Here is a 21,289-nt window from a genome sequence, read left to right as displayed (position 1 = left end):
ATGTGGCCGGTGCCACGAGGACGCTGGCGCGAACTATGGCGGACCTGAGTTGATCTGGCAACGATCACGTTCCGGGCCCGGGCGGTAGGTTGCGGAGCGTGGGATATGAGCTGAGTGACCGGTTGGTCGTCGGGATCGCGTCGAGCGCGCTCTTCGATCTGACCGAGTCGGATGCGTACTTCCGCGAGCATGGTGAGGAGGCCTACCGCCGCTACCAGGACGAACGCATCGACGACCCGCTCAGGCCAGGTGTCGCGTTTCCGTTCATCAAGCGGCTGCTGACTCTCAACGACCTGGCCGCCGACGCCGATGACGGTCTCGTCGAGGTCATCGTGGTCTCGCGCAACGATCCCAACACCGGGCTGCGGGTGATGCGCTCGATCGAGCACCACGACCTGCCGATGACCCGCGCCGTCTTCACCCAGGGGCGCTCGCCCCACCGCTACATCGGCGCGCTCGACATGTCACTGTTCCTCAGCGGCAACCGCGAGGACGTCATCGCGGCCAACCGCGAGGGATTCCCGGCCGGTCACGTGCTGCCGTCGGCGGCGACGTACGACGATTCCGACCCCTCGGTCGTCGTCGCCTTCGACTTCGACGGTGTGCTCGCCGACGACGGCTCCGAGCGGGTCTTCCGCGAGGAGGGGATCGAGAGATACCGGGTCTACGAGGCGAGCCGGAAGGCCGAGCCGCTCGAGCCCGGGCCGCTGCAGCCGCTGCTGCGCGACCTCAACCGGATCCAGCGGATCGAGGAGCAGCGCCGCCTGGAGTCTCCCGAGTATGAGCCGCGGCTGCGGATCGCGCTCGTCACCGCTCGCGGCGCTCCGGCACACGAGCGGGCGATCCGGTCGCTGCAGTCCTGGGACGTCCACGTCAACGAGGCCTTCTTCCTCGGCGGCGTGGAGAAGGTGCGTGTGCTCGAGGTGCTCCGCCCGCTGATCTTCTTCGACGACCAGACGACCCACCTGGACGAGGCGGTCGGGTCGATCGCCGGGGTCCACATCCCCTACGGCGTGGCCAACGCCGACGACGTTCACGCTGGTCAATAGCGCTTTACAGTTCATCCACAGGAGGTTCTCATCTGGTGGATGAGCGCTTGCATATGTCACCCTGGGCGGAGTTGTACAGATTCTGTTCACTTGAGAAGTGCGAGGAGTTCACTCGATGACTTCGGCTATGTGTGCCAAGTGCACCGAAGACGAGGAGATCCGGGTTCTCTCGCGTTCGGTGGGGGGCCGCCGGCGGCTGATGTGCTGCAGGTGCGGGTACGCGTGGGAGAGCGGGCGTTCCGGCCCCGCCCGGAGGACCGGCCTGACCGGCCTGTTCGGAGCGGCCTGAGTCGCCTCCGGCGTACGTTTCACGGCGTCGCCGCCTGACGTTCACCTCGCGCGGGCGCACGGGTGATGTGGAGTGGCTTGAGTAGGGGCTGAGACCTGTCTCGGGATCCCCTACCAAGCTCCGAGGAGTACCACCATGCCTGCATCCCGTCGCTCTCTGATCGCCGGCGGCGCTGCCGCCGGCGTCGGGATCGCGATTGCCGGGAACATGCCCGCGCTCGCCGAATCCACCCCGGGTGCCACCGCCAGGAACGGGCGTGGCGCCGGGACGTACGCGCCCACCCCGTACGAGGCCTTCCCGCCGCTCGTCGACGACCCCGACGGGATCCTGGCGCTGGCCGAGGGCTTCTCCTACACGATCATCACCCGCGCGGGTGTCTCCAAGCTCGACAGCGGCGAGCTGACCCCGGGAGCCCACGACGGCAACGCGGTCTTCGCCGGCCGCCGCCGCGGCACCTACACGGTGATCCAGAACCACGAGCTCGGCCGCAACGCGACGTACGGCGTCCCGCACGTCGAGGGCACGGTCTACGACCCGGGTGCGACCGCCGCCGGCGGCTGCACCGTGATCACCACCAACGCGCGCGGCGAGAACCTCGGCGAGTTCGTCGGCATCTCCGGCACGCTCACCAACTGCGCCGGTGGTCCGACCCCGTGGGGGACCTGGCTGACCTGCGAGGAGACCGAGACCCGCTCGGGGAACGGCTATCAGAAGGACCACGGGTACGTCTTCGAGGTCTTCCCCGACGGGCGCAGGCTGCCGCTCCCGATCAAGGCTTTCGGTCGCTACGCGCACGAAGCGCTCGCGATCGACGAGGACCGTCGCCACGTCTACCTCTCCGAGGACGCCTCCGGGCCGAACGGTCTCTTCTACCGCTGGAAGGCGCCGCGCGGCTACAAGCTCGGGCCCGGGATCGCGGAGGACCTGGCCGACGACGCCGGCGAGCTCGGTGCGATGGCGATCATCCTGCCCGACGGCTCGATCCTTCCCGACGTGGCTTACCTGACCTCCACCCAGCTCAACCGGCCGTTCCCGGTCCGCTGGATCCCGGTGCCCGATCGCGATGCGCGCGAGGTGTCGACCCGGAAGCAGTTCGCCACCGGCGAGGTGACCCGCGGGAAGAAGTTCGAGGGCGTGTGGGGCACCGACGAAGGCGTCTACGTCGTCAACTCCTACGCCGGTGAGGACAGCTCCGACCTGCCGGCCGACGCGGTCCCGCACGACGGCATGGTGTGGTTCTACAACTACAAGAACGAGACCATCCAGCTGGTGACGTACTTCCCGCACAACGACGAGGCGTGGGAGAACGATCGGCCCGCCTACGACGACCTGGTCTTCGACGGCCCGGACAACGTCACCGTCACGCCGTGGGGCTCGCTGGTGCTCGCCGAGGACGGCTCGGGCTCCTCGCACGTGCTCGGCTCGTTCCCCGGCGGCCCGACGTACGCCATCGCGCGCAACCAGCTCAACGACTCCGAGTTCTGCGGACCGGCGTTCTCGCCGGACGGCAAGGTGCTCTTCGTCAACATGCAGTCCCCGGGTCTGACGCTGGCGATCACCGGTCCCTGGGAGCGCTACCTCGGCTGAGGCCCGGGGCGAGGACATGTGCGGCGGGCGGCTCGGGCTGCCCGCTGCACACGTTCATGGCGCCGTCGCCTGAGGTTCATCTCGGGCGCGCGCGCAGGTGTTGCGGAGTGGCTTGGGTTGAGGGCTGAGACCTGTCTCGGGATCCCCTACCTTCGCTCGAGGAGTTCAATCCATGCCCGCAACTCGACGCTCCCTGCTCACCGGAGGAGCCGCGACCGGGGTCGGCCTGGCCGTCGCCGGTGCCGTCCCCGCTCTCGCCGAGGCGAAGCCCGCGCGGCCCGGCACCCCCGGACGCAAGCGCGCCCGCGAGCCGTTCCCGCCGCTCGTGGACGACCCGAAGGGGATCCTCGCGCTGGCCGAGGGGTTCGCGTACGCCATCGTCACCTCCGCCGGGGAGACGACCCTGAAGACGGGGGAGAAGACGCCGTCCAACCACGACGGGATGATGGTGCTCGGTGGCAGGCGCGGGCGCTACACGCTGATCCAGAACCACGAGATCGAGCCCGGCGAGGGCGTACCGGTGCCGCTCGTCGAGGGCACCGTCTACGACCCGGGCGCGCCGTCCGGCGGCTGCACCGTGATCACCACCGACGCGGGCGGCGCCAACTTCGGTGAGTTCGTCGCGATCTCCGGCACCTCCACCAACTGCGCCGGTGGCCCGACGCCGTGGGGGACCTGGCTGACCTGCGAGGAGACCGTCAACGACGCCGGTGAGGGGTGGGAGGGCGAGGACGGCAGCACGGGGGTCTACGAGAAGGACCACGGCTACGTCTTCGAGGTCTGGGCCGACGGTTCAGCCGACCCGCGCCCGATCAAGGCCTTCGGCCGCTACGACCACGAGGCCCTCGCGATCGACAGGACCAGGACGAAGGTGTTCCTCTCCGAGGACGCCGACGAGCCCAACGGGCTCTTCTACCGTTGGACCGCCCCGGCCGGGGTGAGGCTCGGTCCGGGCGTGCTCACCGAGCTGGCGGACGACGCCGGCACGCTCGCCGCGATGCAGATCATCCTGCCTGATGGCTCGGTGCTGCCCGACGTGGCCTACCTGACCTCCGCGCAGATGGGTCAGCCCTTCCCGGTGACGTGGAAGAAGGTTCCCGAGCGCGACGCCCAGTCGACTCCCTGTCGGGAGCAGTTCGCCGACGGCGAGGTCACCCGGGGGCGCAAGTTCGAGGGCGTGTGGGGCACCGACGAGGGTGTCTACGTGGTCAACTCCTACGCCTGGGAGGACACCGACCTCCCCGCGGACGCGAGCCCGCACGACGGCATGGTCTGGTTCTACGACTACGCGGCCGAGACCATCCAGCTGGTGACGTACTTCCCGCACCAGACGCAGTCCGAGGACGATGCCCCGGCGCCGAAGTACACCGACCTCACCTTCGACGGCCCCGACAACGTCACCGTCACCCCCTGGGGCTCGCTGGTGCTCGCCGAGGACGGCACCGGCGCCTCGCACGTGCTCGGCGCGTTCCCGGGCGGCCCGGCGTACGCCATCGCCCGCAACGACCTGAACGACTCCGAGTTCTGCGGCCCGTGCTTCTCGCCCGACGGCAAGGTCCTCTTCGTCAACATGCAGGACCCCGGCTACACCCTGGCCATCACCGGCCCGTGGGAGCGCTACCTCGGCTGAGGATCACGAGAGAAGACGTACGCGGCGGGCGCCTGGTCGCCCGCCGCGTCGTCCAATCATCCGAGGTTGACCAGCTTTCCGGCCGGCGGCGAGGTGCCGTCGGTACCGGAGAGGACGTCGATCGTGGCGACGACTCCCCACCTGGTCCACTCCACCGCTCCGGGAGTGGGCTTCTCCGCCTTGGTCCAGCGGTGGCCGTGACGTACGGCGGTGATCTTGTTGCCGAACATCTCGGCCACGTAGATCGTGCCGTGCGGACTCACCGCGACGCCGGTGGCGCCGAGGAAGCCCTGGGCGACCTGCTTCTTGTGTCCCGTCCTGGCGTCGATCTTGAAGACGCTGCCACGCGGACCGAGCTCAGGACCCTCCGGTCCGCCCGGCAGGCTGGACACGTAGAGACGTCCGTGGTGACTGGTCTCGACGTCGGTCGGGACTCCCTCGAAGTAGTAGGTCCGGCCGACGAAGCACTCGTCGAGCCCGAAGCCGGCGACGACCTCCGGGGTGAACGTGTACGGGATCCCCGGCAGGGTCGCGACGGTCCGGATGTGACCGTGCGAGGAGACCGACAGGATGCTGTTGCCGCCGGCGTCCGCGACGTAGGTGCGGCCGTGCTGGAGGGCCGTGGCGTACGGGTGCGAGTCGATGCCGCCCTTGTAGGCCGCAGGCGCGCCGATCTCGGCCGGCCACTTCGCGTTGCAGTCGGTGTCGCCGTCGCGGAACCCGTAGGACGTACGGCCGTCGGGGTTTCGCTTCGTCTCGTAGGCGTGCAGGTCGGCGACTGTCTTGACCTTGCCCGAGGGGTAGAGCCGCTTCAGCCAGCTGCCCGTGTTCTCGAAGGTCTCGCGGTTGGACCGGGTGACGACGAAGGTCACCACGCCGTCGTGGACCGAGAGCCCGCCGACCTCGTAGCCGTTGGGGTCGGTGTAGATCACCTTGGCCTTCTTGCCCGGCCGGACCTTCAGGATCTGCCCGGCGAAGTTCGAGGAGACGTACGCCGTGCCGTCATGGTCCACCGCCGCGCTGAGCGGGCTGAGCAGACCGGATGCGAGTACGCCCTTGGGCAGCCGAGGTTTGGAATGGGCCTGTGCTGGTGGGGTGGTGGCGATGAGCGCCGCGCCGAGGATCAGTGCGACAGCCGCCGTCAGACACCTTGGAAGTCTGGACATTGTGTGTCCCCCTTGTGTTGTCTGTCCCGACCGGCGACCGCGTCGTCGCCGGTCGTTTTTCAGTCTCATTACCCCTGGTGGCGATCGAATCGCCCGGTTTGGGTAAAGGACCTTTGCCTTCCATCGGCGGCGGAAGTGAGGTTGTGAGCCCTGTGAGGCCGTGAGAGGAAGTTGACGGGCTCGCACGCGAGGGTTGGCGGCTGCTGAAACCTGGGCTGGCGATCGTGGGTGGTATCTCGCCGACTGCCGCAACAGAGGAGCCCACCATGAGCCGCCGCCACTGGATCGACGACTGGCGTCCCGAGGACGCCACCTTCTGGGAGGAGACCGGGGCGAAGACCGCCCGCCGCAACCTGATCTGGTCGATCTTCGCCGAGCACCTCGGCTTCTCGGTCTGGTTGATCTGGTCGGTCTCCTCGGCCTTCCTGGTCGCCCAGGGCTTCGACTTCACCCCGAGCCAGCTGTTCTTCCTGATCGCCATCCCGAACCTGGTCGGCTCGCTGCTGCGGGTGCCCTACACCCTCGCGGTGCCGAAGTTCGGCGGCCGCAACTGGACGATGATGTCGGCCGCGCTGCTGCTCGTGCCGACCCTCGGCTTCGCGTACGCCGTCACCCAGCCGTCCACCCCCTACTGGGTCTTCTGCGTCATCGCCGCCACCGCCGGCCTCGGCGGCGGGAACTTCGCCTCCTCGATGGCCAACATCAACTTCTTCTACCCGGCCTCGAAGAAGGGTGCGGCACTCGGCCTCAACGCCGCCGGCGGCAATCTCGGCGTCGCCCTCATCCAGTTCCTGCTGCCGGTCATCGTCGGCGGTGCGGGCATCTTCGGGCTGGTCAAGGCCTCGTCCGGTGGCATCCACCTGGAGCGAGCGGCGTTCGTCTATGCGGCACTGGCCGTCATCGCGATCCTCGCGGCCTTCTTCTTCATGGACAACATCAGCTCCGCGAAGTCGTCCGTGCGTGAGCAGCTCTCGGTGGTGAAGTCGAAGCAGACCTGGATCATGTCGTTCCTCTACATCGGCACCTTCGGCTCCTTCATCGGCTACTCCGCCGCGATGCCGCTGCTGATCAAGCTGAACTTCTGGGTGCCCGAGCCCGCGCCGCTCGGGACCGGCATCTACTTCGCCTACTTCGCCTTCCTCGGTGCGCTGATCGGCTCCGCGACCCGGCCGTTCGGCGGCTGGCTGGCCGACCGCTGGGGCGGCGCGAAGGTGACGCTCGGTGCGTTCATCGGACTGGTCGTCTTCACCCTGGCGGTGCTGTGGACGCTGATGCAGCTCACCCCGAACCCGGATGCCTCGCCCGCGATCGCGGAGGCGAACCAGGCATGGTTCCCGGCCTTCCTGGGCTTCTTCATGCTGGTCTTCGCCTCGACCGGCATCGGCAACGGGTCGACGTACAAGATGATCCCGTCGATCTTCCGCCGCGAGGCCGAGATGGCCACCACGCCGGGCACCGCCGATCGGGACGTCGCGCTCGTCGGCGCGACCAAGAAGTCCTCCGCGGCCGTCGGCATCATCGGCGCCGTCGGTGCGATCGGTGGCTTCCTCATCCCGATCGCCTTCAACAGCCCCTGGGTCGACAACCCCCTAGACGCCACGAAGTCGGCGTTCGTCGCCTTCACCGTCTTCTACGCCATCTGCGCCCTGGTCACCTTCGTGGTCTACCTGCGGCCGCAGGGTGCGCGGGTCGGTGAGTTGGCGGACGTGCGGATCTGAGCGCGTTCCTCCATCAAGGTATGCAGTGCAAGGGACACATCCCGAGCGGAACTCCGCGAGGGATGTGTTCCTTCGCCTGCATACCTCGATGAAGGAACCTCAGGCCAGACCGATCGCCGCCTCCGCCGCGGCTAGGACGGGAGCAGTCACCTCCCGACACCGTGCGGCCCCCGCTGCGTAGACCTTCGTGACGTACGCCCGGTCGGCGGCGAGCTCACGGTAGCGCTTCTGGATCGGCTCGAGCTCAGCGACGACCGCGTCGGTGACGGCGGACTTCAGCTCGCCGTAGCCGGACAACCCAGCAGCAGATCCGCCGCAGGCCTCGAGGATGTCGATCAGGTTGGTGACCCCGGGCCGTTCGGGATCACGCGAGACGTCCCCCGCGGAGTCGGTGACCGCGCGAGCCACCTTGCGGCGTACGACATCGGCATCGTCGAGCAGGAAGATCGAGCCGGGATGCTCGTCGCCGGCCGACTTCGACATCTTGCTCGTCGGATCGGCCAGGTCCATGATCCGAGCCCCGGCCTCGGGGTGCACCGCCTGGGGCACCGAGAAGACCCGGCCGTACGTCGTGTTGAACCGGATCGCGATGTCGCGGGCGAGCTCGACGTGCTGGCGCTGGTCGTCACCGACGGGCACCTCGGTCGCCCCGTACAGCAGGATGTCGGCCGCCATCAGCACCGGATAGGTGAAGAGCGAGGCGCGCACCGAGGCCCCGACCCGGCGCGACTTCTCCTTGAACTGGATCATCCGGCCCAGCTCGCCGGTATGTGCGACGCACTCGAGCAGATAGCCGAGCGAGCGATGCGCGGGGACGTGGGACTGGATGAACAACGTGGCCGGTTCGAGCCCGGACGCCATCAGGAGGAGGGCCATCTCCTCCGTTCGAGTACGCAGCACCGACGGTTCGTGCGGCAGCGTCAGCGCGTGCAGGTCGGAGAGCCCGTAGAAGGCGTCCGAGTCGGCCGCGGCAGCCATCGGCCGCAGTGCGCCGAGCAGGTTGCCGAGGGTGAGTCGTCCGGAGGGAGTGATGAGGGAGAGTCGCCGGGTCATGGTGGACCTTTCGGGTGGTGAGGCCCACGGGTCAGCGACGATCGAACAAGAAAAGGCCGCCCGCGGGCGGCCTGATGTGAGTGCTCAACAATCGGATGGACCGCCTAGGAGGCGGACCACCACTGGGTGGAACGAATGCTGAACACCTCTCCAGTGTTGCACACCTCACGGATACCGTGTGGCCCATGACGACACCGCCGACCACAGTGCCGACCACAGGGCCGACCACCTGCCAGGGGCACTCGACGGTCGTCTTCGATGAGAGCCTCGCCGACTACGACTTCGGCCCGACCCACCCGATGGCGCCGATCCGGGTGGACCTGACGATGCGCCTGGCCGACGAGCTCGGCGTGCTCGACCATCTGAAGGTCGTCGAGGCGCCGATGGGCACCCCGGAGCAGCTGCTCACCATCCACGACGAGAGCTACATCGAGGCGGTCATCAAGGCCTGCCGAAGCGGCGAGTCGGACCTCGCCCACGGCCTCGGCACCGAGGACGACCCGGTCTTCGCCCACATCCACGACGCCAGCGCCCACATCGTCGGCGCGAGCATCGAGGCCTGCCGCCAGGTCTACTCCGGTGAGAGCCTGCACAGCGCCAACATCATGGGTGGCCTCCACCACGCGATGCGCGGGCGTGCTGCCGGGTTCTGCATCTACAACGACGTCGCCGCCGGCATCCAGTGGCTCCTCGACCAGGGTGTGAAGAAGGTCGCCTACGTCGACGTGGACGTGCATCACGGGGACGGCGTGGAGCGGGCCTTCTGGAACGACCCGCGCGTCCTGACCGTCTCGATCCACGAGACCGGCCAGCTGCTCTTCCCCGGCACGGGCTTCGCCGAGGAGATCGGCGGGCCGGAAGCCGAGGGCACCGCGGTCAACGTAGCGCTGCCGCCCGGCACGGCCGACCACGGCTGGCTGCGCGCCTTCCATGCCGTCGTGCCCGACCTGGTCCGTGAGTTCCAGCCGGAGATCCTGGTGACCCAGCAGGGCTGCGACTCGCACACCGACGACCCCCTCGCCGACCTGGCGCTGAGCGTGGACGGCCAGCGGGCGGCGTACGTCGCGCTCCACGAGCTCGCGCACGAGGTGTGCGCGGGCAAATGGGTGGCGTTCGGCGGCGGTGGGTACGCGGTCGTCGACGTCGTGCCACGCGCATGGACCCACCTTCTTGCGCTAGTGTCGGGGAATCCCTTGGAGCCGACGCTCGACGTGCCAGGTGGCTGGCGCGAGCACGTGCAGACGCGCCTCGGGAGGGTTGCGCCGTTGCGCATGACGGACGGACGTGAACCGGCCTACCGCGACTGGGGGAGCGGATACGACCCCGGCACGTGGCTGGACCGGCAGGTCCACGCGACTCGCACAGCGGTGTTCCCGCTGCACGGGCTCGACCCGATGCCGTAGCCCGGTCACCTAGTTTCGGGACGGTCTAGAAACCGCAGTTCGTCGCGCCCAAATGCAACTCGACACGCCGATGGTATGTGAGATTCTCAGGGGTGTCCCCTTCCCCATCAGTCACATCAGGCCCTATTCTCACTTTGGGATCGCGTTTTGGACCAGAGGTGGGGAAGCCGCTGGCGTCGCGATCACTCGAGAGAGAACGGTGGAAGCAGATGGTTACTCCTTCTGGAGACATCTCTGACAGCAAGTTCCTGACCGTTGCCGAGGTTGCGTCGATGATGCGCGTATCCAAGATGACGGTCTACCGGTTGGTTCATTCGGGCGAGTTGCCTGCGGTGCGTGTCGGTCGTTCCTTCCGGGTTCGGGAGGACGACGCGAACGAATACCTCAAGAGCTCGTTCTACAACGCGGGCTAGTTGTCGGACCCCGCGCCCGAGCAGCTGGGGCGCGGGGGCAACACCGGTCACCGATTCTCCTCGGATGCCCTGGCTTGGTTAGTCTTACCCCCTAGGTCTGTTTGCCGCGCGCTGCGGTGAGTGGCCGCGTCGGCACCGGGCCGGCATTCTCTGCAACGATCGTGAAGGGTTCCCCGTGGGTTCTGTCATCAAGAAGCGTCGCAAGCGCATGGCGAAGAAGAAGCACCGCAAGCTGCTCAAGAAGACTCGCGTCCAGCGCCGCAAGCTCGGCAAGTGACGTTCGTGGCGTAGGTGGCGGAACGCTCTGGGCCCGGTCGGGTCCTCCTGGTCACCGGGGTCTCGCGTGACCTCGGGCGCCGTTTTGCGCGCGCTGCCGCCCGCCACCCGAACGTCGAGCGAGTGATCGGCGTCGATGTCGCACCGCCTCGCGGCGACATCGGCAAAGTCGGATTCGTCCGAGCCGACATCCGCAACCCGGTGATCGCCAAGGTGGTCGCCAAGGAGGAGGTCGACACCGTCGTCCACCTCAGCGTCATCGCGACCCCCGGCACCACCGGGGGTCGTTCGACGATGAAGGAGCTCAACGTCATCGGGACGATGCAGCTCCTCGCGGCCTGCCAGACCGCGCCGTCCCTGCGTCAGGTCGTGGTGAAGTCGACGACCCAGGTCTACGGGGCGAGCAGCCGCGACCCGGCGATGTTCACCGAGTCGATGGAGCCGCGGCGCACCCCGTCCTCCGGCTATGCCCGCGACGCGGCCGACGTCGAGTCCTACGTACGTGGCTTCGCCCGTCGTCGCCCGGACATCGCCGTCACGGTCCTGCGCTGCGCCAACGTCCTCGGGCCGAGCGTGGTCAGCCCGATCGCGGCCCACTTCCGGCGATCGGTCGTACCGAACGTGCTCGGCTTCGACCCACGCCTTCAGTTTCTTCACGAGCAGGACCTCTACGGCGTCCTCGAGCATGCCGTACGCACCGGGGTCCCCGGGACGTTCAACGTCGCCGGCGACGGTGTGCTGACCCATTCGCAGGTCGCGCGACGGCTGCAACGGGTCACCGTGCCGATCCCCGAGCCCATGTTCGGCCTGGCGAGGTTCGGCGGCGGCGAGTATCCCGCCGAGCTGAGGGCGCTGCTGACCTACGGTCGCGGCGTCGACACCACGCGGATGCGCTCCCTGCTGGGCTTCGAACCTCGATACACGACCGAAGGCACGGTCGTAGACTTTGCGGACAGCGTGATGCCGTCCGTGAACCGTGCCGACCGTGCGCTGGCCGCCTTGGAGAGCCGACTGACAGGAGCGCCCGGTGACTGAGTCCGCCGCCCAGGGTTTCACCGGAACCACGGCGCGCGAGCGCCACCCGCTGCGGGCGATCCCGGCGGCCGACTGGGCCGCGGCTCTGGAGATCGCCGCCAAAGAGGTCTTCGGAACCGAGTGGGAGGAGCAGCTCGCTCGGTTCATCGTGTTCCTGCGCCGCCGGATCTCGGGCGAATACTCCGTCGACGAATACGGCTTCGACCGCGAGCTCACCCAACGCTTCATGCTGGCCGTGCTGCGGCCGATCAAGGAGAAGTGGTTCCGGGTCGAGGTGCGCGGCATCGAGAACATCCCGACCGACGGCGGCGCCCTGATCGTCTCCAACCACTCCGGCACCATCCCGATGGACGGCCTGATGACGATGGTCTCGATCCACGACGAGCTCGGGCGTGACCTGCGCCCGCTCGGGGCCGACCTCGTCTTCCGGATGCCGATCGTCGGCAACATCGCCCGCAAGGCCGGCGCGACGCTGGCCTGCAGTGAGGACGCCGAGCGCATGCTGCGCAACGGCGAGCTGGTCGGTGTCTGGCCCGAGGGCTTCAAGGGCATCGGCAAGCCCTACAGCGAGCGCTACAAGCTCCAGCGCTTCGGGCGCGGCGGCTTCGTCTCCTCCGCGCTGCGCACCGGCGTCCCGATCGTGCCGCTCTCCGTCGTCGGGGCCGAGGAGATCTATCCGCTGGTCGGCAACATCCCGGCTCTCGCCAAGGTCATCGGCGTGCCCTATCTGCCGATCACGCCGTTCTTCCCGCTGCTCGGGCCGCTGGGTCTCATCCCGCTCCCGTCGAAGTGGCTGATCGAGTTCGGCGAGCCGATCCGCACCGATGCGTACGACGCCACGGAGGCCGACGACCCGATGCTCGTCTTCAACGTCACCGACCAGGTTCGCGAGACGATCCAGCAGACCCTCTACCGCCTGCTGGGCGAGCGCGCCTCCGTCTTCGGCTGACCCACCCCGGCCGAGGCGTCGCCCCCGTCGGCCGAGACGTCACTCGCGTCGGTCGAGGCGTCACTCGCGTCGGTCGAGACGTCAGCCTGGTCGGCCGAGAGGTCACCGCCGTCGCTCGAGGCGTCAGCCCGGTCGCCCGAGGCGTCACGCATACCGCCTCGATCGGCGTAGGTGACGCCTCGACCGACGCGCGTGACGCTTCGGCGGACATACCTGACGCTTCGACCGACGGCAGTGACGCTTCGGCCGACGTACCTGACGCTTCGATCGACGTACGTGACACTTCGGTCGACGTACGTGACGCCTCGGCGATTACGGGGTGAGGAGGCCGGTGGCGCCGGCGAGCACGTCGCCGACCAGGCCGGTGACGCCGGTGACCAGACCGGTGACGGGGTCCGTCACGGTGTCGGGGTCGGTGTCCGGGTCCTCGGAGGGATCGCCGTCGGAGGGGTTGCTGGGGCTCGGCAGGATGCTGCCGTCCTCATCCGGTTCCGCGGAGGGCTCCTCCGCCTCGTCCTTCTCGCCCTTCGGGTCGGTCACCGAGCCGGGACCGATCTTGTCGGGGTCGATGGAGGGCAGGTCGAGGGCGTTGTCGTCCTGGGTGAGCGGCGGCAGCGCCTCGGCCTCGACGACGGTGTCGGCCGGAAGCAGCCCGTCGATGTCGGAGGTGAGGCTGGAGACCAGCGTCGCGGGAAGCTCGGTGATGCCACCCTCGCAGGTGGGGCAGAGCTGGGCGGCGGCCTGGTCGATCAGCACGAGGGTCTGCGCGGCGTCGGAGACGGCCGGCTCGGCCCGCTCGGGCACCTTCGGGCTCAGCTCGGCCAGCTCCTCGACGCCATCGGCCGCGAACGTACGCAGCTGGGCGAGCGAGTCGTTGTCCTGGGACTGCTCGAAGTCGCTGATCAGCAGGTCGGAGCCGTGGGCGGCCTGTCGCGAGAAGGTCTCGAGCGTCGTGGTGACCCGCTCGGAGTCGGTCATCGGCGCGTCGGCGACGAGCGACTTGGCCTCGCGCAGGCGGGTGCCGGCGTCCTCGAGGATCCGGTTGCCGCGGGCCTGGGTGCTGACGGTGAAGCCGGCCGAGACGTTCTCCACGGCCCGCTTGACCGGGTAGAGCGAGTCACCGGGCAGAGCGGTCTGGGATGCGGCCGCGGCACCCGCGGTGCCGCCGACGATCGCCATCGCGGCGAGGGCGACGGCCAGATTGCGCTGCCGGCGCGGCCTGCGCACGGGACCGACGGTGAGCTTGCGCTCGACGGTCTTCTCGGTGCGCGGCGCGGGCACGAGCTCGGTGTCGGCGGCAGCCATGAGGCGCTCGCGCAGGGAGACGGAGAAGTCGCGACTGGGGACGGCTGAGTCGCTGAGGGTGGAGAGCGACGAAGCGAAGACTGCCAGATCACGAAGCTCGTCGGCAGAGTGCGAGGCACGCCGATCCGTCGCGGCAGTGGCCGCGACCATTCGGTCGAACTCGTCGGCACGCTTTCGCGCCGGGAACGCCGGGCTCATCGGGGGGTTCCTACTCGGTATCGGCAGACAGGGATTCGTCGAAACAGCTGCGCGCAAGGTGCAGCCATGTCGGACAACGAGTCGCCCCGGCCGCGGGTTACGGCAACCGGTCGAGCATTCAAGGTGGTGCGGAACACAGTCATCAGCGGATCCCGTCAGGCATCTGCTTGGCGAGATTGCGGATCCCGCGCAGCTGGAGCTGTTTCACGGCTCCGTCGCTGCGCCCGAGGATAGCCGCTGTCTCCGCGATCGACAGCCCTTGGAGGAAACGCATGATGATGCAGTCGCGTTGTTCGTCGGGGAGCTTGGAGAGAGCGCCGAGCAGCATCTCGTTGGTGATCCCCGCCATCACGATCTTCTCGGGCCCGTCCGAGGAGGAGTCGTGCTGACCCATGTCCTCGGTGGTCATCTCCAGGCGCGTACGTCCCGCCTTGAAGTGGTCGGTGGCCAGGTTGCGCGCGATGGTCATCAGCCAGGCGCCGAAGTCCTTGCCCTGCCAGCGGAAGCCGGTCATCGAGCGGAGTGCCCGGAAGAACGTCTCCGAGGTCAGGTCCTCGGCGACCTGGGTGGAGCGGGTCCGGTAGAAGAGGAAGCGGTAGACAGCACCGTTGTAGTGGTCGTAGAGGAGGCCGAACGCCTCCTTGTCGCCCTTGCGGGCGAGCTCGACCAGCGCGATCAGCCGGGTGCGGTCGGCCTCGCTCTCCTCCGAGGAGGCGGCGAGCTCGGTGTCGTCGTCCGGCTCGTTGTCGGAGCGGGGTGTGGACTCGTGGGTGCCACCCGAGCCGCGACGCTCGGGCTCGGCGAGCGGGCCGGACGCACCGGCCACGCCGGCGTACGCGGGTTCGTAGCCCTCGTTCATCAAGAGCTCGACCGCAGCGCGAAGTGCATCCAAGCGACGATGGACGTCATTGGCGCGGCGCGACATGTGGGTCCCTCCCGAAGACTCCCCCTGAGCGAGCCCAACCTTACGGGTTAGGGCATCCCGATGTCAGGTCCCGAGCCGAAGTTGCGTCGGCGTGTGGTGGCATTTTTCCGACAGGGCGGCGAATACCCGTCACTGCATGCACCTCGCCAACGGCACGAATCACTCGCGCCGTCCGCGGAGCGCGATCGCCACCGCGATCGCACCGGTGGCCGCACCGCCCAGCGCCGCGGTGACCACGCCGGCCCTAGCCGCCTTGCGCCCGGTGCGGTAGTCACGGATCGGCCAGCCCTTCTCGCGCGCGTGGGCGCGTAGGCGCGCGTCCGGGTTGATCGCACACGGATGACCGACCAGCGAGAGCATCGGCAGGTCGTTGTAGGAGTCCGAGTAGGCGGCACAGCGAGAGAGGTCGAGGTCTTCCCGGGCGGCGATCGCCTTGACCGCCTCCGCCTTGGCCGGCCCGTGGAGCATCTCCCCGACCAGCTCGCCGGTGTAGACGCCGTCCTCGGTGGCCGCCACCGTCCCGAGGGCGCCGGTGAGCCCGAGCCGCCGGGCGATGACCCGGGCGGCCTCGACGGGCGCCGCGGTCACCAGCCACACCCGCTGACCTTGGTCGATATGGGTCTGCGCCAGCGCCCGGGTGCCGGGCCAGATCCGGTGGGCCATGCCCTCCTCGAAGATCTCCTCCATCAGGCTCTCGACCTCCTCGGCGCGATGGCCGCGGATGAACGACAGGGCCGAGGAGCGCGCCGACTCCATGTGGGCGGGGTCCTCGACCCCGGCCACCCGGAAATAGGCCTGCTTGTACGCCGCCGAGGCGATGTCCCGGGTCCGGAAGAACTTGCGCCGGTGCAGGCCGCGGGCCAGATGGAAGATCGTCGCGCCCTGCATGATCGTGTTGTCCACGTCGAAGAACGCTGCCGCCGTCGGGTCTCCGGTCGTCGGATAGAGCCAGGCCTCGATCTCCGCGGCCGCGGCCGATGCCTCGCCGGCGAGAGCCGAGCGGCGTTTGAGGTCTTTTCGCCGCAGTTCGGCACGGCGGCGGTCGCTGGCGCTGCTCATTTCGCCAACAGTAGTGGTCCGGACGCCGTGAAGGGGCCCAGGTGTCAAGATGGTCGGATGGAACCCCGTGTGACCTTTTACTCCCGTCAGGGCTGCCATCTGTGCGACGAGGCCCGGCTGGTCCTCGAGAAGGTGGTCGGGGACGACTACACCGAGGTCGACATCGACGCGGACGAGGAGCTGCGGGAGCGGTTCACGAACGAGGTGCCGGTGACGTACGTCGACGGGAAGCAGCACGACTTCTGGCGCGTCTCCGAGGAGCGGCTGAGGGCAGCGCTCGCGCGCTCCCCAGAATAACTGTCGATCGGCCCATTACCCTGAACAACCCCCCTCTGACAACTCCGCAAACACGTGTGCTAGCCGACGGTCTGCGAGTTTGTTCTCGCGGTCACAAACTCCGTATGGTGGCTGAGCCGCAGGGCGATCCCGGGCTAAAAAGCCCCCGTCTGTGGCGCCGGCATTGAAAGAGCAGAGCGTGACGGCACGGAGTACGAATACGGGCGAGGGCAGCGGTGCCTCAGACCCCCACCGGGACATCCCCGAGGCGACAGTCGCCCGGCTTCCGGTCTACCTCCGGGCCCTGACCTCGCTCGCTGAGCGCAACATCGCGTCCTGCTCCTCCGAGGAGCTCGCGACGGCCGCCGGGGTGAACTCGGCCAAGCTGCGCAAGGACCTCTCCTACCTGGGCTCCTACGGCACGCGTGGGGTCGGCTACGACGTCGACTACCTGAGCTACCAGATCGCCCGCGAGATCGGCGTGACCCACGACTGGCCGGTCATCATCGTCGGTATCGGAAACCTGGGTCAGGCGCTCGCCAACTTCTCCGGTTTCAGCAGCCGCGGCTTCCGCACCGTCGCGCTCCTGGACGCGGCCGCGCCGATGCAGGGCCAGACGGTCGCCGGGCTCGAGGTCCGGCCGTTCGCCGACCTGGCCCGGATCGTCGCCGCCGAGCAGGTCTCGATCGGAGTCATCTCGGTGCCGGCGACCGCGGCCCAGGACGTCGCCGACGCGATGGTCGCGGCCGGCATCAGCAGCATCCTCAACTTCGCGCCCGCCGTCCTGAACGTGCCGCCGGGTGTCGACGTACGCAAGGTCGATCTCTCGATCGAGCTGCAGATCCTGGCGTATCACGAGTCGCGCAAGGCTGCAGAAGCTGACGGGACGGTGGACAATGGTTCCGAGGAAGGGATCAGGGCATGAGTGTCCTTGTTGTCGGCATCTCACATAACTCCGCGCCGGTCTCGCTGCTCGAGGCGGCGGCGGTGGACGCGGACGGCCTGCAGAAGCTCCTCACCGACGTGGCAGGTTGTGAACACGTCAGCGAGGCTGCGGTCATCGCGACCTGCAACCGGCTCGAGATCTACACCGAGGTCGAGCGCTTCCACGGCTCTGTCGAGGAGCTCTCCCGCCGCATCATCGAGGGCGCCGGTCAGACGCTCGAGACGATGCTGCCGCATCTCTACGTCCACTACGACGACGGTGCCGTCTCCCACCTGTTCAAGGTGGCCGCCGGGCTCGACTCGATGGCAGTCGGCGAGGGCCAGATCCTCGGGCAGGCCCGTGCGGCCCTGCAGCTCGGCCAGGAGATGGGCACGGTCGGACCGGCGCTCAACAGCCTGTTCCAGCAGGCGCTGCGGGTCGGCAAGCGCTCGCGTGCTGAGACCGGCATCGACCAGGCCGCCCCGTCGCTGGTGACCGCGTCGCTGGACCGCGCCGCGCGAGCCGTGGGTGACGTAGGCGGCAAGCGGGTCGCCGTCGTCGGCGCCGGTGCGATGGCCGGGCTGGCCACCGCGACCGTCTCCCGGCTGGGGGCCGCCGACGTCGTCGTGGTCAACCGCACCACGGCCAACGCCGAGCGCCTCGCCAAGGAGTACTCCGCGCGTTCCGCCGCGCTCGACGAGCTGGCCGCGGAGGTCGCGGCCGCCGACATCGTGATCACCTGCGCGGGCGCCAGCGGGCTGCTCGTCCCGGCGGACATGGTCGGTGACCGCAGCAGCCGCCCGATCGCGCTGATCGACCTGGCCCTGCCCCACGACATCGACCCCGCCGCGGGGTCGCTCCCCGGGGCCACCCTGATCGACCTGGCCGCCCTCGCCGACGAGCTGCACGCCTCGCCCGCCGGCAAGGAGGTGCTCGCGGTCCGCGACATCGTCACCCAGGAGGTCGCGGCGTTCCTGAGCGCTCGTCGCCAGTCCGCGGTGACCCCGACGGTGGTCGCGCTGCGAAGCATGGCCACCGGCGTCGTCGCGGCCGAGATGGAACGCCTCGACAACAAGCTTCCCGGCCTCGACGAGGTCACTCGTGCCGAGGTCCTCCGGACCGTACGCCGCGTGGCCGACAAGCTGCTCCACGAGCCGACCGTCCGGGTCAAGGAGCTCGCCAACGAGACCGGTGCGGTGTCCTACGCCGCTGCGCTCGCCGAGCTCTTCGCGCTCGACCCCGAGGCCGTCTCCGCGGTGACCCGGGCCGACGTCCCAGGAGACCACTCATGAGAACCCTTCGCCTCGGCACCCGCCGTTCCCAGCTCGCCGTCACCCAGTCGACCCTCGTCGCGGAGATGCTCCGCGCCCAGGGCCACATCGTCGAGCTGGTCGAGATCGTCTCCGACGGCGACCGCACCCAGGCGGCGAACACCCCGCTGACCAGCTCGAACTCGACGGGAGTCTTCGTCAGCGCGCTGCGCGACGCCCTCCACGCCAAGGAGATCGACCTCGCGGTCCACTCCCTCAAGGACCTGCCGACCTATCCCGAGGACGGCATCGAGCTGCTCGCGATCCTGCCGCGCGAGGACCCGCGCGACGTGATCGTCGCCCGCGACGGCCTGACCCTCGGCGAGCTCCCGCCGGGCTCGCGGGTCGGCACCGGCTCGCCGCGACGCGTCGCCCAGATCAAGGCCCTCGGCCTCGGCCTGGAGCTGGACGGCATCCGCGGCAACGTGGACACCCGCATCGGCAAGGTCCGCTCGGGCGAGTTCGACGCTGTCGTGCTCGCGCGCGCCGGCCTGGCCCGCATCGACCGGCTCGACGAGGTCACCGAGGTTCTCGACCCGATCCAGGTGCTGCCCGCTCCTGGTCAGGGAGCCCTGGCGGTCGAGTGCCGCGCGGGCGACGCCGATGCCGACGTACGCAAGATTCTGGCTTCCCTCGACGACTCGCCCACCCGAGCGGCCGTCGAGGCGGAACGCGCGGTGCTCGCCACCCTCGAAGGTGGCTGTGCCGCGCCCATCGGGACCCTCGCCGACGTGGTTGAGGGTGAGGAAGGACCAGAGCTGTGGGTGCGGGCAGTTGCGCTCTCACTCGATGGCTCGCTCTCGATCCGACTCTCCGCATCCGGGCCGCTCGACGACGCCGTAGGCGTCGGGCGCCGGCTCGCCGAGGAGATGCTCGCCGAGGGTGCAGCAGACCTGACCGACGACCCCACCACTGACCCCGGCCAGGCTGTCATGGACACGGGCGGTTCCCCCCAGACCGCTCCCGAGCAGGACAAGGTGCACAACGCATGACCCGAGCAAAGACCACCGAGCAGACGGCCGAGCACAGCTCGGCCATCCCACTGGGCTGGGTGTCCTTCGTCGGCAGCGGTCCTGGTGACCCTGAGCTGCTGACGGTACGGGCGATCGACCTGTTGAAGCAGGCCGATGTTGTCGTGACCGAGGCCCCCGAGCACGCTTCGATGGTGCGCGGCGTTCTCGGCATCCCCGAGCCGGTCGAGCCGACCGAGGGCGAAACTCTGCCCAAGGAGGGCCCGGAACCGGTTGGACCAGAGTTCATCGACGGCGGGTTCGGCACCGACGGCCAGCCCCTGGCCAACGCCGCCCGTGCCAAGGCCGTCGTCAAGCAGGCGAAGCTGGGCAAGCGCGTCGTGCGCCTGATGACTGGCGACCCCTTCCTCTACGCCTCCGGCCCCGAGGAGGCGCAGTCCTGCGCCAAGGCGGGCATCGGCTTCGAGATCGTCCCCGGCGTCTCGTCGGTGTCGGCCGTTCCGGCGTATGCCGGCATCCCGCTGACGACCAAGGACCACCAAGAGGTCGCGGTCGTGACCTGCAACGAGAAGATCGACTGGAGCCAGTACGCGGACAACCGCACGCTCGTCCTCCTCTCCGGTGTCGGCATGATCGGCGACATCGCCAAGGAGCTCGTCGCCGCGGGCCGCCCGGCCAAGACCCCGGTCGCAATCACCCGCGTCGGCACCACGACCGAGCAGACGACGGTAGAGTCGACGCTGGAGAACATCGCCGTCGACGCCCGTGCCGCACGGATGGCGCCGCCGGCGATCGTGGTGATCGGCAAGGTGGTCAACTTGCGTGAGACGCTCTCGTGGTTCGAGACGAAGCCGCTCTTCGGCTGGCGCGTGCTGGTGCCCCGCACCAAGGAGCAGGCTCCTGCGCTGTCGCTGAAGCTGAAGGGCTTCGGCGCCGTGCCCGAGGAGGTCCCGACGATCTCCGTCGAGCCGCCGCGCAACCCGCAGCAGATGGACAAGGCCGTACGCGGTCTGGTCGAGGGCCGCTACAACTGGATCGCCTTCACCTCGATCAACGCGGTGCGCGCCGTACGCGAGAAGTTCGACGAGTACGGCCTGGACTGCCGTGCCTTCTCCGGTCTGAAGATCGCCGCCGTCGGCGAGAAGACCGGGCAGGCGCTCGAGGCCTGGGGCCTGCGCCCCGACCTGGTGCCGAACACCGACAACCAGTCGGCCGCCGGCCTGCTCGAGGTGTGGCCGGAGTACGACGAGGACCTCGACCCGATCAACCGGGTCTTCCTCCCGCGTGCAGACATCGCCACCGAGAACCTCATCGCCGGCCTGGTCGACCTCGGTTGGGAGTGCGACGACGTGACCGCCTACCGCACCGTCCGGGCGGCCCCGCCGCCCGCGCCGACCCGCGACGCGATCAAGACGGGCAAGTTCGACGCGGTGGTCTTCACCTCCTCGTCCACGGTCCGCAACCTGGTCGGTATCGCGGGCAAGCCGCACACCTCCACGGTGATCGCGGCGATCGGTCCGGCCACCGCCAAGACCGCCGAGGAGCACGGCCTGCGGGTCGACGTGATGTCGCCCGAGCCGTCGATCGAGGCGCTCACCGAGGCGCTCGCCGCCTTCGGTGCCGCGCGTCGTGCGTCGCTGGTCGAGCAGGGCCTGCCGGTCACCAAGCCGTCCGACCGGCGCCCCGCCTCGCGCCGTCGTTCGCGCACCTCCTGATCCGACGCATCACCCGACAGCCGCGTGCTCCCGAGTG

20 protein-coding genes are annotated in these 21,289 nt (G+C 69.0%); 14 read left to right on the top strand and 6 right to left on the bottom strand.

The window, feature by feature from the left end:
- Positions 1-98 precede the first annotated feature (98 nt).
- The 3 genes from ACFU7D_RS11505 (at position 99) to ACFU7D_RS11495 (ending at position 4,555) form a co-directional block, all read left to right on the top strand.
- Entirely contained in the window at positions 99-1,049 is a 951-nt protein-coding gene (locus ACFU7D_RS11505) for a 5'-nucleotidase (protein WP_378867122.1), read from the top strand.
- A gap of 424 nt (positions 1,050-1,473) precedes the next feature.
- Positions 1,474-2,925 carry an alkaline phosphatase PhoX gene (locus ACFU7D_RS11500; RefSeq protein WP_378729035.1) on the top strand — a complete coding sequence of 484 codons (1,452 nt, stop codon included), beginning with the start codon at positions 1,474-1,476 and terminating at the stop codon, positions 2,923-2,925.
- 172 nt (positions 2,926-3,097) lie between these two features.
- Entirely contained in the window at positions 3,098-4,555 is a 1,458-nt protein-coding gene (locus ACFU7D_RS11495; protein WP_378867119.1) for an alkaline phosphatase PhoX, read from the top strand.
- Between the two features lie 56 nt (positions 4,556-4,611).
- Here the strand turns inward: ACFU7D_RS11495 and ACFU7D_RS11490 are convergent, their stop codons facing one another.
- Positions 4,612-5,721 carry a ScyD/ScyE family protein gene (locus ACFU7D_RS11490; RefSeq protein WP_378867116.1) on the bottom strand — a complete coding sequence of 370 codons (1,110 nt, stop codon included), beginning with the start codon at positions 5,719-5,721 and terminating at the stop codon, positions 4,612-4,614.
- 266 nt (positions 5,722-5,987) lie between these two features.
- Here ACFU7D_RS11490 and ACFU7D_RS11485 point away from each other — a divergent pair, with 266 nt between their 5' ends.
- Positions 5,988-7,439 (top strand): MFS transporter, encoded by a 1,452-nt coding sequence (locus ACFU7D_RS11485; protein ID WP_378729032.1) that lies wholly within the window; start codon positions 5,988-5,990, stop codon positions 7,437-7,439.
- 99 nt (positions 7,440-7,538) lie between these two features.
- Here the strand turns inward: ACFU7D_RS11485 and trpS are convergent, their stop codons facing one another.
- The gene (gene trpS, locus ACFU7D_RS11480; protein ID WP_378867113.1) at positions 7,539-8,492 is read right to left on the bottom strand and encodes a tryptophan--tRNA ligase; all 954 of its coding nucleotides are present in this window, start codon (positions 8,490-8,492) and stop codon (positions 7,539-7,541) included.
- 185 nt (positions 8,493-8,677) lie between these two features.
- On the opposite strand from trpS, the gene ACFU7D_RS11475 reads away from it, so the two are divergent.
- The 5 genes from ACFU7D_RS11475 (at position 8,678) to ACFU7D_RS11455 (ending at position 12,568) form a co-directional block, all read left to right on the top strand.
- Entirely contained in the window at positions 8,678-9,895 is a 1,218-nt protein-coding gene (locus ACFU7D_RS11475) for an acetoin utilization protein AcuC (protein ID WP_378867110.1), read from the top strand.
- 209 nt (positions 9,896-10,104) lie between these two features.
- On the top strand, positions 10,105-10,308 hold the full coding sequence (locus ACFU7D_RS11470; RefSeq protein WP_008356311.1) for a helix-turn-helix domain-containing protein: 204 nt from the start codon (positions 10,105-10,107) through the stop codon (positions 10,306-10,308).
- A 175-nt stretch (positions 10,309-10,483) separates the two neighbouring features.
- Positions 10,484-10,585 (top strand): 30S ribosomal protein bS22, encoded by a 102-nt coding sequence (locus tag ACFU7D_RS11465; protein WP_008356322.1) that lies wholly within the window; start codon positions 10,484-10,486, stop codon positions 10,583-10,585.
- Positions 10,586-10,599: 14 nt separating this feature from the next.
- Positions 10,600-11,619: an NAD-dependent epimerase/dehydratase family protein gene (locus ACFU7D_RS11460; protein WP_378729029.1), complete on the top strand. Its 1,020-nt coding sequence runs from the start codon at positions 10,600-10,602 to the stop codon at positions 11,617-11,619.
- Entirely contained in the window at positions 11,612-12,568 is a 957-nt protein-coding gene (locus tag ACFU7D_RS11455; protein WP_378729028.1) for a lysophospholipid acyltransferase family protein, read from the top strand. The genes ACFU7D_RS11460 and ACFU7D_RS11455 overlap by 8 nt, the downstream gene beginning before the upstream one ends.
- Here the strand turns inward: ACFU7D_RS11455 and ACFU7D_RS11450 are convergent.
- From ACFU7D_RS11450 to ACFU7D_RS11435, 4 genes are all read right to left on the bottom strand, one after another.
- On the bottom strand, positions 12,529-12,720 hold the full coding sequence (locus ACFU7D_RS11450) for a hypothetical protein (RefSeq protein WP_378867105.1): 192 nt from the start codon (positions 12,718-12,720) through the stop codon (positions 12,529-12,531). The genes ACFU7D_RS11455 and ACFU7D_RS11450 overlap by 40 nt on opposite strands.
- A 160-nt stretch (positions 12,721-12,880) precedes the next feature.
- Positions 12,881-14,071: a DUF5667 domain-containing protein gene (locus ACFU7D_RS11445; RefSeq protein ID WP_378729026.1), complete on the bottom strand. Its 1,191-nt coding sequence runs from the start codon at positions 14,069-14,071 to the stop codon at positions 12,881-12,883.
- A 142-nt stretch (positions 14,072-14,213) separates the two neighbouring features.
- Complete coding sequence (locus ACFU7D_RS11440) at positions 14,214-14,963, bottom strand: sigma-70 family RNA polymerase sigma factor (RefSeq protein WP_378729025.1); 750 nt, start codon at positions 14,961-14,963, stop codon at positions 14,214-14,216.
- A gap of 192 nt (positions 14,964-15,155) precedes the next feature.
- A complete protein-coding gene (locus ACFU7D_RS11435) occupies positions 15,156-16,055 on the bottom strand; it encodes an HAD family phosphatase (protein WP_091043132.1) in 900 nt (299 codons plus the stop codon).
- Between the two features lie 57 nt (positions 16,056-16,112).
- On the opposite strand from ACFU7D_RS11435, the gene ACFU7D_RS11430 reads away from it, so the two are divergent.
- The 5 genes from ACFU7D_RS11430 (at position 16,113) to ACFU7D_RS11410 (ending at position 21,252) form a co-directional block, all read left to right on the top strand.
- A complete protein-coding gene (locus ACFU7D_RS11430; RefSeq protein WP_091043131.1) occupies positions 16,113-16,352 on the top strand; it encodes a glutaredoxin family protein in 240 nt (79 codons plus the stop codon).
- Between the two features lie 178 nt (positions 16,353-16,530).
- Positions 16,531-17,256: a redox-sensing transcriptional repressor Rex gene (locus tag ACFU7D_RS11425; protein ID WP_378867102.1), complete on the top strand. Its 726-nt coding sequence runs from the start codon at positions 16,531-16,533 to the stop codon at positions 17,254-17,256.
- Positions 17,253-18,548, top strand: coding sequence for a glutamyl-tRNA reductase (locus ACFU7D_RS11420; RefSeq protein ID WP_378867099.1), 1,296 nt, complete (start codon positions 17,253-17,255; stop codon positions 18,546-18,548). Before ACFU7D_RS11425 ends, ACFU7D_RS11420 begins: the two co-directional genes overlap by 4 nt.
- Positions 18,545-19,558, top strand: coding sequence for a hydroxymethylbilane synthase (hemC, locus tag ACFU7D_RS11415; RefSeq protein ID WP_378867096.1), 1,014 nt, complete (start codon positions 18,545-18,547; stop codon positions 19,556-19,558). The genes ACFU7D_RS11420 and hemC overlap by 4 nt, the downstream gene beginning before the upstream one ends.
- On the top strand, positions 19,555-21,252 hold the full coding sequence (locus ACFU7D_RS11410; protein WP_378867093.1) for a uroporphyrinogen-III synthase: 1,698 nt from the start codon (positions 19,555-19,557) through the stop codon (positions 21,250-21,252). Before hemC ends, ACFU7D_RS11410 begins: the two co-directional genes overlap by 4 nt.
- The last annotated feature ends 37 nt before the right edge of the window (positions 21,253-21,289 follow it).

It is taken from the genome of Nocardioides sp. NPDC057577, from assembly GCF_042801335.1.
Taxonomy (GTDB): domain Bacteria; phylum Actinomycetota; class Actinomycetes; order Propionibacteriales; family Nocardioidaceae; genus Nocardioides.
This window is presented reverse-complemented; position numbering and strand designations above follow the sequence as displayed.

Excerpts from the sequence above, each read along its gene's own strand:
- ACFU7D_RS11420 (WP_378867099.1), top strand. The coding sequence starts at position 17,253 with ATGAGTGTCCTTGTTGTCGGCATCTCACATAACTCCGCGCCGGTCTCG.
- ACFU7D_RS11490 (WP_378867116.1), bottom strand. The coding sequence starts at position 5,721 with ATGTCCAGACTTCCAAGGTGTCTGACGGCGGCTGTCGCACTGATCCTC.
- ACFU7D_RS11495 (WP_378867119.1), top strand. The coding sequence starts at position 3,098 with ATGCCCGCAACTCGACGCTCCCTGCTCACCGGAGGAGCCGCGACCGGG.
- ACFU7D_RS11435 (WP_091043132.1), bottom strand. The coding sequence starts at position 16,055 with ATGAGCAGCGCCAGCGACCGCCGCCGTGCCGAACTGCGGCGAAAAGAC.
- ACFU7D_RS11485 (WP_378729032.1), top strand. The coding sequence starts at position 5,988 with ATGAGCCGCCGCCACTGGATCGACGACTGGCGTCCCGAGGACGCCACC.
- trpS (WP_378867113.1), bottom strand. The coding sequence starts at position 8,492 with ATGACCCGGCGACTCTCCCTCATCACTCCCTCCGGACGACTCACCCTC.
- ACFU7D_RS11445 (WP_378729026.1), bottom strand. The coding sequence starts at position 14,071 with ATGAGCCCGGCGTTCCCGGCGCGAAAGCGTGCCGACGAGTTCGACCGA.
- ACFU7D_RS11475 (WP_378867110.1), top strand. The coding sequence starts at position 8,678 with ATGACGACACCGCCGACCACAGTGCCGACCACAGGGCCGACCACCTGC.
- ACFU7D_RS11410 (WP_378867093.1), top strand. The coding sequence starts at position 19,555 with ATGACCCGAGCAAAGACCACCGAGCAGACGGCCGAGCACAGCTCGGCC.
- ACFU7D_RS11450 (WP_378867105.1), bottom strand. The coding sequence starts at position 12,720 with ATGCGTGACGCCTCGGGCGACCGGGCTGACGCCTCGAGCGACGGCGGT.
- ACFU7D_RS11470 (WP_008356311.1), top strand. The coding sequence starts at position 10,105 with ATGGTTACTCCTTCTGGAGACATCTCTGACAGCAAGTTCCTGACCGTT.
- ACFU7D_RS11500 (WP_378729035.1), top strand. The coding sequence starts at position 1,474 with ATGCCTGCATCCCGTCGCTCTCTGATCGCCGGCGGCGCTGCCGCCGGC.
- hemC (WP_378867096.1), top strand. The coding sequence starts at position 18,545 with ATGAGAACCCTTCGCCTCGGCACCCGCCGTTCCCAGCTCGCCGTCACC.
- ACFU7D_RS11430 (WP_091043131.1), top strand. The coding sequence starts at position 16,113 with ATGGAACCCCGTGTGACCTTTTACTCCCGTCAGGGCTGCCATCTGTGC.